The following is a 14,999-nucleotide window of genomic DNA, read 5'->3' on the forward strand; positions in this document are numbered from 1 at the left end:
CACGTAGATTTTTACATTGCGCCCATTGTTCAGGGGGTGTACTCAAGATTCAGGAGGCTGGCCATGCGCTGGAGACAAGGTAGACGTAGTACCAACGTAGAAGATCGTCGTGGATCGGGGTCAGGCAAACGTCGCATGCCCGGTGGTGGCGGTATGAAGATCGGTGGTGGTGCCGGCATCATTGTGCTGCTGATCGGCATGTATTTCGGTGTTGATCTGTCTGGACTGGTCGGCACGGGTGGCTCGACGACCGGCTTGTCTCAGACGGCACCACAATCAAGCGGACAGTCTCCTGCCAACGATGAGGCCACGGAATTCGTCAAGACCATGCTGGCCTATAACGAGGATGTCTGGACCCCGCTTTTCAAGCAGTTCGGTAAGACTTATCAGCCGCCCAAACTGGTAATTTTCGACGGCGGCGTCAATTCTGCCTGTGGTTACACATCCTCTGCTGCCGGGCCTTTCTATTGTCCTGGTGACTACCAGGTGTACATCGATCTGAATTTCTTTCGTGAATTGCAGAAAATGGGTGCCGGTGGCGACTTTGCTCAGGCCTATGTTCTCGCTCACGAAGTCGGTCATCACGTGCAGAACCTGTTGGGTGTTTCCATGGCGGTACAAAAGCGTCAGCGTAGCGTGAGCAAGATCGAATCCAACAAGCTGTCCGTACTGACTGAGCTGCAGGCAGACTGCTATGCTGGCGTCTGGGCACATCACGCACACAAGAACAATAGTCAGTTACTGGAGCCGGGTGACCTGGAAGAGGGCATGAATGCGGCAGCAAAGATTGGCGATGATGCCCTGATGAGTGCTGCTGGTGCCAAAGTGCGGCCCGATGCCTTCACGCATGGTTCTTCCAAGCAAAGGCAGGAATGGCTGTATGTCGGTTTGAATACCGGCGATCCCAATCAATGCAACACACTTAGCTGAAGGTTTTTCGTTATGCGTATGGATCGTCAGCAGTTTCTGGACTGGCAACAAAAAAGAGTGACCTTGCTTGGCATGTCAGGTGTGGGCAAGACACGCCTGGCCAATATGCTGCGCAGTGATGACTGGTTTCATTATTCGGTGGACTACCGTATCGGTACGCGCTATCTGGATGAGCCGATTCTGGACAACATCAAGAAGCAGGCGATGCAGGTGCCGTTTCTGCGGGACTTGCTGCGATCTGACTCCATCTACATCAGCAATAACATCACGGTAGACAATCTCAAGCCTCTGTCCACCTTTCTGGGCATGCTGGGCAATCCCGACCTGGGTGGCCTGGCTCTGTCGGATTTCAAGCGACGTCAGGCCTTGCATCTCAAAGCCGAAATTGCGGCCATGGAAGATGTACAGTCTTTTGCCGAGAAGGCGAAGGTCATCTATGGCTATGATCATTTTCTCAATGATGCGAGCGGCAGTTTTTGCGAAATCGATGACAAGCAGGTAATCCAGTCTGTTGCCGACAATACGCTCATGATCTACATCCAGACGAGCCCGGAGGATGAGACCTTTCTGATCGAGCGAGCCGCCAGAAATCCGAAGCCTCTGTATTATCGTGAGGAGTTTCTGGATGAGCAGTTGTCCGAGTTCTATACGGAACACGGTTTGGAGTACGCCACCCAGATAGATCCCTCCGATTTTGTTCGCTGGGTGTTTCCACGGTTGTTCCAGACACGTGTGCCACGTTATGAGGCCATTGCAAAGGAGCACGGTTACGTGATCTCTGCACGCGATGCCTTTGAAGTGCAGAATGCTGAAGAATTCCTGTCGCTTATTGGCGACGCACTGACGGTTTAAAGCCATGCCACTCGTCGCCCATAACGATCTGCCCAGCTTCGAACGATTACGTGAAGAAGGCTATCGCATACTGTCTCCGGAAAGAGCGCGAGAACAGAACATCCGTGCGTTGCACATCGGTCTACTGAACATGATGCCCGATGCCGCACTGGAGGCAACCGAGCGGCAGTTCTTCCGGCTTGTCGGTTCCAGTAACCCGATTTCACAGTTCTGTATACATCCATTCACCCTGGACGAGATTCCACGGGGTGAGGCTGCCAAACAACATATCAGCCGTTATTACGAGCCCTTTGCGAAAATACAGGAACTCGGGCTGGATGCTTTGATCATCAGTGGGGCCAATGTCACCAATGCCGATCTGAGCGAGGAGATATTCTGGAATCCGTTGCTCAAGGTGATCGACTGGGCCGATGCGAACGTCACCTCTACCTTGTGTTCTTGTCTGGCTTCACATGCTGTACTGCTGGCACGCTACAACATTCGCAGACGCAGCCTGCCCAAGAAGTGCTGGGGAGTTTTCGAGCACGATGTTGTCAGAAAGGATCACCCATTGGTACAGGACATCAATACTCGTCTGTTTGTGCCGCATTCTCGCTTTAACGAAATCACGGAGCAGCAACTTACAGAGGCTGGTCTGCATGTACTGATCAGTGGTGAGGAGCCGGGTGTGCAACTGGCTGTCAGCCCGGATGGCTTTCGCAGTCTCTTCATGCAGGGGCATCCAGAGTACGACAGTGTCAGCCTGCTCAAGGAATACAAGCGTGACGTTGGAGGCTTTGTCAGCGGGCAGTTGCCAGCCTATCCTCCCATTCCCCGTCATTATTTCGATCGGTACAACAAGGCCCTGTTCGATGAGTACAAAGAGCGTGTCCATCAGATGATATTGGCCAGGGCGGAGTCTGGAATCACGTCTGAATCCGCTCCCCAACATGCTACTCCGCGGTTTCCTGAAAATCTGGCGCTCGATCGTCTGACCAATACCTGGCACGATAGCGGCGAGGCACTCGTCGGCAACTGGATAGGACTGGTGTATCAGGTGACAAACCGGCTACGTGAATTACCGTTCATGGACGGTGTTGATCCCGATGATCCGCTCGGTTGGCTGGCCGGTGATGTGTCGCGCCTCACGTAATGGAGGGCTAGTCTGTACTAATTCGTGTGCATAGCCGACAAATGACAGGAGAATCCTGAACCAGTTGTCTGCCATGTTAGTGGGTCGTATTGGAAGTACCTGTCGGCGTAGATTGATTACGCGCTCCACACTTATGGCAATCCTGTCGTTGGGCATGGCGTCGGTCGCCGGTTCTGTTGGAGCCGTTGAAGCGCCGGCCCTGGGGTTTTCCTCATCGCTTGCTGCGGCGTTGCCAGCGGCGGTGCTGCCACCTGAACAACTGCCGAAAAGTGGTTTCGCCTTTGCCCCCGTGCCAGACTGGGTTCGACCAGTCTTAGCGTTTGATCCGGAGCTGCCGGCTGACACTGAGGTGGTGCAGGGATATCAGGGGCGGCTGAGGGATTTTCAGTACAACGGCATCAAAGTGGGGCAGAGCAGTTATTTTACGGCGTTGGAATACCGTCTGACCAATCGCTACGGTGTGGAGAATCACTCGAGTATCGAAATATCGTTTGATCCCAGCTATGAGCGTCTGTTTGTGCATGAGCTCTGGATAAAGCGGGGTGATGAACGGGTAGACAAGTTGTCTACAGCACGTTTTGATCTGTTGCGTACGGAGGCGGATCGTGCCGAGCTTATCTACGATGGAACCCGGACGCTTGCCATTGTGCTGGATGATGTTCGCAGTGGCGACACCGTACGCTACTCCTATTCGGTTGCTGGCGAGAATCCAATCTATGAAGGTCATCGCGAATTTCGTGTAAACACTGAGGTGTCGACACCGTTGGCTCGGCAGTCTGTACGAATACTGACAAGCTCTGACCGGCCGTTCAATCGACGTGTACGTGGTGATGATTGGCCCGTGCAGATTACGGAAGAGGCTGGCATTCAGGAACTGTTGCTGGAACAACGTGATGTGCCTGAATTCAGCATTGAGGATGACGTTCCTAACTGGCACTACAATCGTGGCACCATGGTCTTCAGTGATATGCAGGACTGGCGATCGGTGGTGGAATGGGCTGCACCCATGTACAAGCTGGAGGAGCAGGCTAGTGCGCAGATTGCAACCATTGCCAGCGTTATTCGTGCCTCCAGTGATGATCGAGATGAGCAGATTGGGGCCGCCTTGCGTTGGGTGCAAGACGAGATTCGTTATTTTGGTGTCGAGCTGGGAAAGAACTCGCACTGGCCTTCACGGCCAGCTGAGACGCTGGAGCGGCGCTTTGGTGATTGCAAGGATAAGGCACTGCTGCTGATCACCCTGCTCAAGGAATTGGGGGTTGAGGCTCAGGCAGCCTTGGTGAATACCGATCGCGGGCTGGAGTCAGCCAGTTACCCTTATCGTCTGCATGCGTTCAATCATGTCATTGTGCATTTGCTAGTCGACGGGCAAGTACATTTCATTGACCCGACGCTGAGTTATCAGGCTGGAGCACTGGGGCAGTTGCGTGAGCCCGACTATGGGCGGGCACTGGTTCTGGCTGCAGGCACAACGGGTCTGGTCGAGATGTCGACTTCGCAAGTGCGGTACCGCATGTCGATCAACAAGAAAGTCGAGTTGCTGGAATCATCGCCCGACAATGCCGTAGCGAAGCTGTCTGATACTGGCAGTGAAAATGGGGCAGGGAAGGTGCCTGCCAATATGTCAGCGTCTCTGCAAGTGACCACCATGAAGCAAGGTGGCTGGGCTGAGAATGTACGGCATTCTCTGGAGTCTGATGGGGTTCGACAATTGGCCAGAGCCTACGAGTCCTATTACGCGGACTATTTTGATCGCATCAGCGCCACTGATCAACCTGAATTCATCGAAGCTGAAGGCGATGGTGTGGTTATCGAAGAGTCATACCGAATCCCAGACTTCTGGGTCAGTGATGGTGAGGTGGAGCGCTACCGGTGGATCCATGCAGATGAAATCATGAGTTATCTGGATTTGCCGGCTCGAACCAGTGGACGGCAACAGCCCTACGGAATCGTACATCCCATCATTATTGAAGAATCGTGGGATGTGACTCTGCCTTATGGCATGCGCCTGGAGGATCTGAACGATTCGGTGGAAACGCCCTGGATGCGGTTTTCCAAGCAAGCAACAGTCAACGAACAAGGCACTCATGTCAATGTCAAATTCAGGTATCAAACCCTGAGCAATGAGGTGGCAGCCGTTGATCTGGTCGATTACGCCGCCGCTGTCACTCGTATCGATGATCTGGCTTCGTTCTATATCGAAGATGAACCACCTGCCGTGGCTGCCGCTATCAAGGTTGCTGGATACGAGGTAAGCAAGGCCGGCATGTTTTACTGGTGGATGCTGGCGCCAGGACTTGCGATACTGTTACTGAGAATTTTCAGAGCACGAGCCATTGCCTAGTCAACCAGTCATGTCAAGATTCAGAAAAGCTCTGGCCTGGTTTGCGGCAAATGCCATTCTGATCTTTGCCCGATTGGTGACCGCTGTTCATGCCAAATGGCTGGGTAGTGAGCCACGCGATATTCAACGGGTTTATTTTGCCAATCACTGTAGCCACGGCGATTTCGTGTTGCTCTGGACGGTTCTGCCACCCGCCTTGCGACGCAGAACCCGGCCGGTGGCTGGTGCGGACTACTGGCTACGATCCTCATTACGCCGGTTTATCGGTTGTGATGTCTTTCACTCGGTACTCATTGAAAGAAATGTTGCTAATCGGGATAGTAATCCGGTCGCGCAGATGGTTGAGGCTCTGGACAATGGTGATTCACTGATTGTCTTTCCCGAGGGCACTCGCAATACCGGAGAGAGTCGTTTGCTGCCGTTCAAGAGTGGTCTGTTTCACCTGGCGAGTGCACGTGCTGATGTGCAACTGGTTCCTGTGTGGATCAATAATCTGAATCGAGTCCTGCCCAAGGGCGAGATCATTCCTGTTCCCTTGATCTGCAGTGTCTCTTTCGGGCCACCATTGGAGCTTGTTGGCGGTGAAAGTAAAAACGAATTTCTGGCGCGTGCCGAAGGCTCGCTGCTGGCCCTTGCCGCGGCAGAGTCTGGTGTCAATGGAGGTCAGTCATGAGCGATTCCACCTCTGATCTTCTCAAGTTGCTCGTCGGCGTTGCCGCGGTTCTGATTATCGCTACGCTGATCGGGCAATGGCTTGCCATGCGCCAACGCGCTACGCAAAATACGGGGCGTGCTGCTGATGAGGAGTCAGCCATTGCCAAAGTTTCGGTCATCGATAATCTGAATGCGCGCATCAATGCCTGGTGGGCCATGGTTGTCTTGATGGGATTGGCGTTTTTAGGTGGCAAGGCCGGTGTTATCGTACTGTTCGGATTCTGTTCCTTCGCCGCATTGCGCGAATTCATCACATTGACGCAAACCCGGCGTGATGATCACTGGGCCTTGGCGGCGGCTTTCTTTGTCGTATTGCCGGTGCAATATGGACTCATCTGGTATGAATGGTATGGGCTCTATTCGATCTTCATTCCAGTCTATGCCTTCCTGTTGCTACCCATGTTGGCAGCCTTGCGAGGTAGTACCGAACAGTATCTGGTGAGAGTGGCGGAGACGCAGTGGGCACTCATGATTTGTGTGTTCTGTGCTTCCCATGTACCGGCTTTGCTGACACTGGATATACCCGGATTTGAAGGGCGTGGCGTGCTGCTTATTGCCTATCTGGTGGTGGTGGTGCAGATCAGCGATGTCTTGCAATATGTCTGGGGCAAGCTGATGGGTAAAACCCGGATAGCGCCGGCGTTGTCTCCTTCTAAAACGGTTGAAGGCGCCGTGGGTGGCATTCTGAGTGCCACACTTATTGGTGCGCTGCTGTGGTGGATTACACCATTCACACCCTTGCAATCTGCCGCCATGGCTTTTGTCAGCACTCTCATGGGATTCATGGGCGGGCTGGTCTTGTCGGCGATCAAACGTGATCGTGGTGTCAAGGATTGGGGCCACCTGATTGCGGGTCATGGTGGATTTATTGATCGTATGGATTCAGTTTTGTTTGCCGCCCCGGTTTTCTTTCACCTTGTACGTTATGGATGGGATGTCTCTTGAATGAGTTATCGCCTGGAGACAATTCTGTGCAGAATCCGCCCGATGAAAACCCATTGAATGACCGCCGTCCTCTGACGAGTCGCTCTACGGTCTGGGCTGTAAAACTTTCTGCCGCGTTGGCGAAAAGATCAATTACACCGAATCAGATTTCCATGTTGAGTATGGTGTTTGCAGCTGTCGCACTGGGAGCTCTGGTGCTGTCGGTGTCCGTGAATGCACGCGTGCTGGCAGGGCTATGGCTGATCGTGGCAGCCATTGGCTGTCAGTTGCGCCTGCTATGCAACCTGATGGACGGCATGGTGGCTATTGAGGCGGGGAAGAAAACATTGGATGGTGCATTCTGGAATGAGTTTCCGGATCGTGTGGCCGATGTTCTGATTCTGGTGGGCCTGGGTCTGGCGGCAGGCTCAGTCTCGTTAGGCTGGGCGGCGGCGGCATTAGCAGTATTTACCGCCTACGTCCGCGAGCTGGGCAAGGGTATCGATGGTGTTGTCGATTTTCAGGGGCCTATGGCAAAACCGCATCGCATGGCTCTGGTCACCGGAGCTCTGCTGATCGCTGCAGTCTGCAGTTTTGTGTCAGAGTCATTGGCACACTCTGTAGCAACTATTCTGCAAGTGGCTCTCTGGATTCTGTGTGCCGGTACGATACTGACGCTGTATCGACGCAGTAATACGTTGCTCAAGCGCTTGCAGTAGAGCGGGGTGGTCAAACCGCCCTGAGACAGAACGGCAACTACTTTTTCCTGAATGTGCCCAACTCGCAGAGTTGGTAACCCAGGGGATAGCTTGGTCGCCGACGCTGAGTGATCAGTCGTGGACGACGACGTGCAGGCAGTATGCGAAGCAGTCGTGCTCTGAGCCGCAGAGCTGTCAGCAGTAGTCTTTCAAGCCAGGGAGGTGGTTCCGCAAATCCCATGGCAGATCGAAGTGGTGCGTCGCACAGGGCGTGGACCGCCGGGCGGCCCAGAGGCACAAGCTTTTTCGGCAAATACATCGAGAGCAGAAGGTCGCGTGTCAGCGATCCGATTTCTGCATTGGTTTGGGCGTAGCAAAAATTGTCAGCTTCGTAGTCTCGATTGAACGTATCAAATGCCGTAAAGTCTTCAGGGATATCCCTGATTTTCATTTTTTCACCCAAAGCCCGGTAGTAATGGATGCAGGCGGTTATTTCTGTTTGAGTCATGGTGCGCTTTCCGAAACGTTCCAGCCAGCGAACAGGCTCCACTACAAACGTCGACAAGACATACAACATGTCGTTATTCGAGATTCGGAAGCGACCGTGCATGTCGTTGATTCGTGCGATAGCCGCCGCACCGCGCTCACTGTCCTGGCCGTTCTCACTGACCTCTGAAAGCAATAGTTCTGTGTCGTCGTATCGTTTGCGGGTGTGCTTGCGAAACTCGCCTGTCCAGGATAGAAGCCCCGAAATTGAAGGGGCTGCGTAGGTACGAAAAAGCGCAAATTCCAGCGCTTTTTCGATATCCCAGGAAAACTCATAGGCACTGAGAAGGAAGTAGATTCGCTCGTAGTCGAGCGTCGGATCCAGAGTCTCGATTTCATCGGACCATCGCGACATGATCAAAACCTCCGGACGTCGATGTTGTAGCGTGATGCAAGCTGCGACACTATCGTGACTGGCCGCAGCTCATGAAACTGTCAAGACAGATCCCTGCTATGTGCACACTCTCCGCGTATATAAGTCTTGCTGATGGCGCGGTCATCTCCCAGCATGAACAGTGCAAACAGTTTTTCTTCCAGTGACTGAGCTGCATTGATGCGTCGTTTCATCAACGGTGTACTGTCCCAGTCGAGCACGACAAAATCGGCTTCCTTGTTGATTGCAAAGTTGCCGACATGGTCATCAATATACAGAGCTTTGGCACTGCCCAGAGTGGCCAGGTACAAAGCACGATACGGGGACAGTGACTGGCCCGCCATCTGCGACACCTTGTAGGCTTCACTGAGTGTTTGCAACATGCTGAAGCTGGTGCCAGCACCGACATCGGTACCCAGACCCACTCGTGCTCCTACTGACTGGGCCGCTGACAGGTCAAACAAGCCACTGCCCAGAAACAGGTTTGATGTTGGGCAGAAAGCCATCGCGGCACCGCTGGCAGCAAGCCGTTTGCGGTCTTGAGAATCCAGGTGAATACAGTGTGCCAATACAGAACGATCTCGTAACAGACCATAGCGGTCATAGACATCGAGATAGCTACGGCATTGGGGAAACAGTTCGGCAACCCACTCGACTTCCTTGGTGTTCTCGGCAACATGGGTGTGGATGAAGGTGTCTGGATGCTCGGCCGCCAGCTGTCCTGCTCGCTGTAGCTGAAGCTCTGAAGAGGTGGGGGCAAAACGTGGTGTGATCGCATATTGCAAACGATCCTGGCCGTGCCAGCGCTCAATCAAAGCCTTGCTGTCTGTATAGGCCGACTCAGGGGTGTCGCGCAGGTTCTCCGGACAGTTTCTGTCCATCAACACTTTGCCGGCGATAAGGCGCATGTCGTGTCCGCGGGCAGCGTTGAAGATGGCGTCAACGGACTGGGTGTGAACGGTGCCCAGAACCAGGGCACTGGTGGTGCCGTTTCGCAGCAGTTCGTTGACGAAGAATTCAGCGGTATCCGCCGCATAGTGTTCGTCTGCAAATTTGGCTTCGGTGGGGAAGGTGTAAGTGTTCAGCCATTCGAGCAGTTGCGAGCCATAGGAGGCAATCATGTCCGTCTGTGGGTAATGAACGTGCGTATCGATGAAACCGGGCACGATCAGTTTGCCGCGATAGTCGTGTATCGGAACCTCACTGGGCAGTGTGGGTAGCAGGTCCTCGGCACTGCCGATCTTTTCAATGCGACCATTGGCGACCAGCATGATGCCGTCCTCCAGATAATCGACAGCACCGGCATCGTTTTCGCCAGGATCACTGACGCAGTGCAGCAGGGAGGCTCGGAAGGCCTGAACGGGGGTCAATGAATTAGTCATGGAATTAAGCCGATGCAAATGCGGGACGTTTGGCAAACTCAGGTTTGGCCAGAATCCTCGAACAATGTGTAGATTGAGCCGATGTTGTGCTGTCTGATGCTCGCAGGAGCAACAGTTCAGCTGACACGGCAATAGCGATTTCGCCAGGGTGTTTGCCGGACAAGCCTGGCATGCCGATAGGGCAGGTCAGGCGCTCGATGCCAGCTGCCGACATTCCACGTGTTTCAAAGCGGCGGATGAAATTGCGCCGCTTGCTGGCCGATCCGATCAGTCCGCAATAGGCCAGATCGTCTCGTTGCAAGGCACGTTCACAGATCGCCTCATCCAGAGCATGATTGTGCGTCATGATGAGCACATAGCTGCCCGCCGGGATATCGTTCACGTCCATATCTGGCTGATCGCTGACCAGAGGATGAACATTGGCTGGCAAGGTGCCTGGAAACTGATCGTCGCGACTGTCTATCCAGTGGATTTTGCAGGGCAGGCCGCTGAGTACATTGACGATGGCCTGGCCGACATGTCCGGCACCAAACAGATGGATGGTAAAGGCGTCGGGTACCAGGGTCTCTACCAGTAGCGGCATGGGGTGAAAAGCCGGGCTGATATCGGTGTCTGTCTCTGAGTTTTCAGCGTTGGTGCTTATTTGCAATTGACTGACATCGACCCTATCGACCAGGTTGTCGTGACTGGAGACAAGCTGTTGTCTGGCGTACTCGATGGCCGATTGCTGGACGCCGACAAGTTCACCGCTTGTTTCCTGTTCACTGACTACCAGGCGCCGGATGGATGAGATATGACCGGGGTTCTGCGTATCCGGCAGTAACTGTGTCAGCATGACCACCGCTTGCTTTTGCCGTTGCTGGGTCAATACAAAGCTGAGCCACGGTTGCTGGTCTGCCTGCAGACGTTCGAACAACAGATGGACGAGGCCACCGCAACACTGACCCAGGGATGCGCCTAAGGGAAATCGTTCCGTGAATGTTTCTGCCCGGTCGGTATTGGCCAGTTGCTTACGGGCAATGTCGATAGCGCGAAATTCCAGATGTCCACCGCCAATCGTGCCATGACAGTGGTGTTCACTGACGACCATTCGGGTGCCTGCTTCCCGGGGGATCGATCCCCGGGTTGCAACGACCGTTATCAGAACGCAGGCAGTGTCATTATCTGCCAGCGCTGAGACCTGTGTGAGCCAGTCACTCATGACTACGCAGACCCGGTCGGTGACATGCCGTTTTCCCGGGCTTGCACCTGCGTGGCTTCGATGGCGTCAAGTATGGCCTCCGGGGTGGCGGGAGCATTCAGGGGCGGGTTCACGCGGTAGTCAGCCAGGCTTGCAATAGCGTCACGGATAGCGAAGAAAACGGAGAAAGGCAAGAGCAAGGGCGGTTCGCCCACAGCCTTGGAACGCAGGACCGTTTTCTCGACGTTCTTATTATCAAACAGGCGGGTCGTAAAGTGATCTGGACAGTCGTTACTTGCCGGTATCTTGTAGGTTGATGGTGCATGCGTTGTCAGCTTGCCCTTGTCATTCCAGCGCAACTCTTCACTGGTCAGCCAACCCATGCCTTGAATGAAGGCACCTTCTATCTGACCGATGTCGATAGCAGGATTGATGGGATTGCCGACATCGTGCAGCAGGTCGGCACGCAGTAGTTTCCACTCACCGGTCAGGGTATCAACCAGCACCTCGGATACCGATGCCCCGTAGGCGAAATAGTAGAAAGGTCTGCCGGTCATGGTGTCCTTGTCCCAATGCAGGTCGGGTGTGGCATAAAAGCCATCAGACCATAGCTGTACTCGGTTCAGATAGGCTTCGAGCACCAATTGGGTAAAGGGGATCTCGGTGTCGTTTATCCTGACGCAGTCGTTGGCGAAAACCACCTCATCGCTTTGGCCACCATGAACACTGACGATAAAGTCTGCCAGCCGTGTGCGAATCTTGCGGGCAGCATCTTCAGCAGCCTTGCCATTCAGATCGGTGCCGGTGGAGGCCGCCGTTGCAGAGGTGTTCGCCACTTTACTGGTATCCACCGCCGTTGAACGTACATTCGATATGCTGATCCCCAGCTCACCGGCTACCACCTGTGCCACCTTGGTGTTCAGTCCCTGGCCCATCTCTGTACCACCGTGATTGACCAGTACCGAGCCATCGGTGTACACATGAACAAGGGCACCAGCCTGGTTGAAATGAACTACATTGAAGGAGATGCCAAACTTGAGTGGTGTCAGCGCGAGGCCTTTCTTGAGTACCGGGCTTGTTGTATTGAATGCCTGACAAGCCTTGCGCCGTGAGGCGTACTCACTACTGGTTTCCAGCTCGTCGACCAGTTCGTGGATGACATTGTCGACAACTACCTGACCATACGGTGTCGTATTACGATCCTGTGTGCCGTAGAAGTTGGCCTTGCGAACATCCAGTGGCTCCTTGCCCAGATCGCGTGCAATGTTATCGATGATGTATTCGATGGCAATGGCGCCCTGGGGGCCGCCAAAGCCACGAAAGGCGGTGTTGGATTGTGTGTTGGTCTTGCCACAGAATGCCTGAATATCCACTTCATCCAGATAATAGGCATTGTCGAAATGACAGACGGCGCGTGTGGCTACCGGTTGTGACAGGTCGGCGGAGAATCCGGCCTGCGAAATCAGTTCTATGCTGGCAGCCAGAATACGACCGTTGTCGTCATATCCCACGGCATAGTCATAATGAAAGCCGTGGCGTTTGCCGCTGATCATCATGTCATCATCACGATCAAGGCGCAGTTTGACCGGACGCTTCAATTTGCTTGCACCCAGGGCCGCAACGCAGCAGAACAATGCTGACTGAGATTCCTTGCCGCCAAACCCACCGCCCATTCGACGCATTTCCACCACGACCTGATGTGAACGCAGCTTGAGCAGTTTGCATAGCAGTGTCTGCATTTCCGTGGGATGCTGCGTAGAGCAATGCACACGAAAACCGTTGTCCTCGGTTGGCAGGACATACGATATCTGACCTTCCAGATAAAAATGTTCCTGACCACCGACATCCATTTTGCCGCGTAGTGAATGCGGTGCATCGGTGATGGTGGCTTGTGCATTACCACGGGCCAGACGCATTGGGGGGACCACGTAGGATTGCTGCCGGTGCGCCTCTTCAGCTGTCAGGATCGCCGGCAACTCCTCATAGTCGATTGTTGCCTTGCGTGCCGCACGGCGTGCCTGTTCATAGGTTTCTGCGAAGACGGCGAAAACAGGTTGGCCAATGAATTGGACCAGCCCATCAGCCAGTACCGGGTCATCGTGAATGATCGGGCCGCAATCGTTCTCTCCCGGAATATCGGCGGCAGTAAGGACTGCAATGACGCCGGCAGAATCGCGGACAGCTTGCAGATCCATGGACAGGATTCTGGCGTGTGCTCTCTCGCTGGTACCCAGCGCGGCGTGCACGGTTCCGGCAACTTCGGGAATATCGTCAATATAGGTCGCCTCTCCCGATACATGCAGATGGGCGGATTCGTGTGGCGTTGACAGGCCAGCGGCTGACGGGGATTGCGGGCTCATACAGCCTCCTGGGTGCGGGCAAAAACACTGGTCTGATTCTCTGTCAATGGCGCATCGATCCGGGTTTCCAGAAAGAAGCGCTGCAGCAGGTTGACAGAGGTGCGTGAACGATAGGATGCACTGGCGCGCATATCGCTCATGGGGGCAAAATCTGTCAGTAAGGCAGATTGGGCATTTGCCAGTGTTGTCGTGTTCCAGTCATGGCCTGTCAGCGCCGCTTCACAGGCTGTGGCGCGACACGCCGTGGCGGCCATGCCACCAAAGGCGAGCCGTGCCGAAGTAATCTTCGTACCTTCGAGTGTGATGGCGAATGCTGCGCAGACTGCTGAGATATCGGAGTCAAAACGTTTGGAGAGTTTGTAGGTTCTGAACTGTTGATTTGTGGCGGGCAACGGGATGCTGATGGCCTCGATCAGTTCATCGTCTTGCATCGATTTCTTCATATACCCCACATACAGCTCTTCCAGCGGCAGACTGCGCTGTGCGTTCTGACTGACCAGATGCACTTGCGCGCCCAGTGCGATCAGCCAGGGCATGGAGTCACCGATAGGCGAGCCGTTGGCCACATTGCCGCCCAAGGTGCCTGAATTGCGCACCGGCACCGAAGCAAAACGCTTCCACATCTCATGCATCTGTGGGTAATGTCGCGTCACTTCTGCGTAAGCATCAGTCAGGGAGACGCCGGCGCCAATACGAATATCATTCGAACCTGTCTCAAGCTTGTTGAGTTCAGTGACATCGCCAAGATAGATGATATCGCCCAGCGGACGGAACAGCTTGTTGACCCACAGCCCGACATCCGTGCCGCCAGCCAGCAGGGTCGCGGCAGGTTTACTGGCGCGCAGGGTACAGGCTTGTTGAAGTGTGCGAGGGGCATCGTAGCTGTGTTCATCGTGCATCAGGTGAACAGCGTCCGCACTGACATTCTCACGCAAGGTCTCGGTCACACTCTGTCGTGGAAAGTTGACGCGAGGCATCTGGAACATCTTGCTGCCAGCATCGAGGATGGGCTTGTAGCCAGTACAGCGACAAAGATTGCCGGACAGGTGGTCAGCCAGTTCCTGTCGGCCCGGAGCTGTCTCCTGATTCTCGTACTCGTTGTACTTGTCCCACAGTGACATGACAAAACCTGGTGTGCAAAAGCCGCACTGTGAGCCATGACAGTCGACCATGGCCTGCTGGGCCGGGTGTAGATCTCCATTATTCTGTCGAAGATACTCGACGGTAAACAAAGCCTTGCCATGCAGCGTTGGCAGAAACAGAATGCAGGCGTTGACGGTGCGTGTCTGCAGCTGGTTGTCGACAAGTTCGCCGATGACGACGGTACAGGCACCGCAGTCACCTTCTGCGCAGCCTTCCTTGGTGCCAACATTGCCGCTGTCTTCGCGCAGGAAGCTCAGTACAGATCGAGTCGGGTTCGGGTTCTCGACGACTACGGGTTCGCCATTGAGCAGAAACGAAATAGAGTGTTTGTTCATTGCCATATCAGCCTCGGAAACGATAGCGATATTCATGATGATGCCCGGCATCGAGCCGTTCCAACATGAACATTCTGGCGTCGTGC

At 54.3% G+C, this 14,999-nt stretch carries 12 protein-coding genes; 7 read left to right on the forward strand and 5 right to left on the reverse strand.

The window, feature by feature from the left end; genetic code table 11:
• Positions 1–63: 63 nt before the first annotated feature.
• From ypfJ to IMCC3135_RS04875, 7 genes are all read left to right on the forward strand, one after another.
• Entirely contained in the window at positions 64–930 is an 867-nt protein-coding gene (gene ypfJ / locus IMCC3135_RS04845; protein WP_088916574.1) for a KPN_02809 family neutral zinc metallopeptidase, read from the forward strand.
• A gap of 12 nt (positions 931–942) precedes the next feature.
• The gene (locus IMCC3135_RS04850; RefSeq protein WP_088916575.1) at positions 943–1,782 is read left to right on the forward strand and encodes an ATPase; all 840 of its coding nucleotides are present in this window, start codon (positions 943–945) and stop codon (positions 1,780–1,782) included.
• Positions 1,783–1,786: 4 nt separating this feature from the next.
• Positions 1,787–2,914, forward strand: a complete 1,128-nt coding sequence (metA, locus tag IMCC3135_RS04855) for a homoserine O-succinyltransferase MetA (RefSeq protein WP_088916576.1) — start codon at positions 1,787–1,789, stop codon at positions 2,912–2,914.
• 133 nt (positions 2,915–3,047) lie between these two features.
• Complete coding sequence (locus IMCC3135_RS04860; protein WP_169727410.1) at positions 3,048–5,258, forward strand: DUF3857 domain-containing protein; 2,211 nt, start codon at positions 3,048–3,050, stop codon at positions 5,256–5,258.
• Between the two features lie 10 nt (positions 5,259–5,268).
• Positions 5,269–5,931 (forward strand): lysophospholipid acyltransferase family protein, encoded by a 663-nt coding sequence (locus tag IMCC3135_RS04865; RefSeq protein ID WP_088916578.1) that lies wholly within the window; start codon positions 5,269–5,271, stop codon positions 5,929–5,931.
• Positions 5,928–6,917, forward strand: a complete 990-nt coding sequence (locus tag IMCC3135_RS04870) for a phosphatidate cytidylyltransferase (RefSeq protein WP_088916579.1) — start codon at positions 5,928–5,930, stop codon at positions 6,915–6,917. Before IMCC3135_RS04865 ends, IMCC3135_RS04870 begins: the two co-directional genes overlap by 4 nt.
• Before the next feature lie 26 nt (positions 6,918–6,943).
• Positions 6,944–7,615, forward strand: coding sequence for a CDP-alcohol phosphatidyltransferase family protein (locus IMCC3135_RS04875; protein ID WP_205737910.1), 672 nt, complete (start codon positions 6,944–6,946; stop codon positions 7,613–7,615).
• 37 nt (positions 7,616–7,652) lie between these two features.
• On the opposite strand, the gene IMCC3135_RS04880 is transcribed toward IMCC3135_RS04875, so the two are convergent.
• The 5 genes from IMCC3135_RS04880 to xdhA all read right to left on the reverse strand — a co-directional run bounded on the left by IMCC3135_RS04880 (position 7,653) and on the right by xdhA (position 14,949).
• Positions 7,653–8,495 carry an oxygenase MpaB family protein gene (locus tag IMCC3135_RS04880; protein ID WP_088916580.1) on the reverse strand — a complete coding sequence of 281 codons (843 nt, stop codon included), beginning with the start codon at positions 8,493–8,495 and terminating at the stop codon, positions 7,653–7,655.
• A gap of 80 nt (positions 8,496–8,575) precedes the next feature.
• On the reverse strand, positions 8,576–9,895 hold the full coding sequence (gene guaD / locus IMCC3135_RS04885; RefSeq protein WP_088916581.1) for a guanine deaminase: 1,320 nt from the start codon (positions 9,893–9,895) through the stop codon (positions 8,576–8,578).
• Positions 9,896–9,899: 4 nt separating this feature from the next.
• Positions 9,900–11,096, reverse strand: coding sequence for a xanthine dehydrogenase accessory protein XdhC (gene xdhC / locus IMCC3135_RS04890; protein ID WP_088916582.1), 1,197 nt, complete (start codon positions 11,094–11,096; stop codon positions 9,900–9,902).
• 2 nt (positions 11,097–11,098) lie between these two features.
• Positions 11,099–13,435, reverse strand: coding sequence for a xanthine dehydrogenase molybdopterin binding subunit (gene xdhB, locus IMCC3135_RS04895; protein WP_088916583.1), 2,337 nt, complete (start codon positions 13,433–13,435; stop codon positions 11,099–11,101).
• On the reverse strand, positions 13,432–14,949 hold the full coding sequence (gene xdhA / locus IMCC3135_RS04900; RefSeq protein ID WP_205737911.1) for a xanthine dehydrogenase small subunit: 1,518 nt from the start codon (positions 14,947–14,949) through the stop codon (positions 13,432–13,434). Before xdhA ends, xdhB begins: the two co-directional genes overlap by 4 nt.
• Between the last annotated feature and the right edge of the window lie 50 nt (positions 14,950–14,999).

This window comes from Granulosicoccus antarcticus IMCC3135 (assembly GCF_002215215.1).
GTDB classification, from domain to species: Bacteria; Pseudomonadota; Gammaproteobacteria; order Granulosicoccales; family Granulosicoccaceae; genus Granulosicoccus; species Granulosicoccus antarcticus.

What these genes read in the sequence shown, in the direction of transcription:
- guaD (WP_088916581.1), bottom strand. Translation starts at nt 9,895, where the DNA reads ATGACTAATTCATTGACCCCCGTTCAGGCCTTCCGAGCCTCCCTGCTG.
- xdhA (WP_205737911.1), bottom strand. Translation starts at nt 14,949, where the DNA reads ATGAATATCGCTATCGTTTCCGAGGCTGATATGGCAATGAACAAACAC.
- metA (WP_088916576.1), top strand. Translation starts at nt 1,787, where the DNA reads ATGCCACTCGTCGCCCATAACGATCTGCCCAGCTTCGAACGATTACGT.
- IMCC3135_RS04870 (WP_088916579.1), top strand. Translation starts at nt 5,928, where the DNA reads ATGAGCGATTCCACCTCTGATCTTCTCAAGTTGCTCGTCGGCGTTGCC.
- IMCC3135_RS04865 (WP_088916578.1), top strand. Translation starts at nt 5,269, where the DNA reads ATGTCAAGATTCAGAAAAGCTCTGGCCTGGTTTGCGGCAAATGCCATT.
- IMCC3135_RS04850 (WP_088916575.1), top strand. Translation starts at nt 943, where the DNA reads ATGCGTATGGATCGTCAGCAGTTTCTGGACTGGCAACAAAAAAGAGTG.
- xdhC (WP_088916582.1), bottom strand. Translation starts at nt 11,096, where the DNA reads ATGAGTGACTGGCTCACACAGGTCTCAGCGCTGGCAGATAATGACACT.
- ypfJ (WP_088916574.1), top strand. Translation starts at nt 64, where the DNA reads ATGCGCTGGAGACAAGGTAGACGTAGTACCAACGTAGAAGATCGTCGT.
- IMCC3135_RS04860 (WP_169727410.1), top strand. Translation starts at nt 3,048, where the DNA reads ATGGCAATCCTGTCGTTGGGCATGGCGTCGGTCGCCGGTTCTGTTGGA.
- IMCC3135_RS04880 (WP_088916580.1), bottom strand. Translation starts at nt 8,495, where the DNA reads ATGTCGCGATGGTCCGATGAAATCGAGACTCTGGATCCGACGCTCGAC.
- xdhB (WP_088916583.1), bottom strand. Translation starts at nt 13,435, where the DNA reads ATGAGCCCGCAATCCCCGTCAGCCGCTGGCCTGTCAACGCCACACGAA.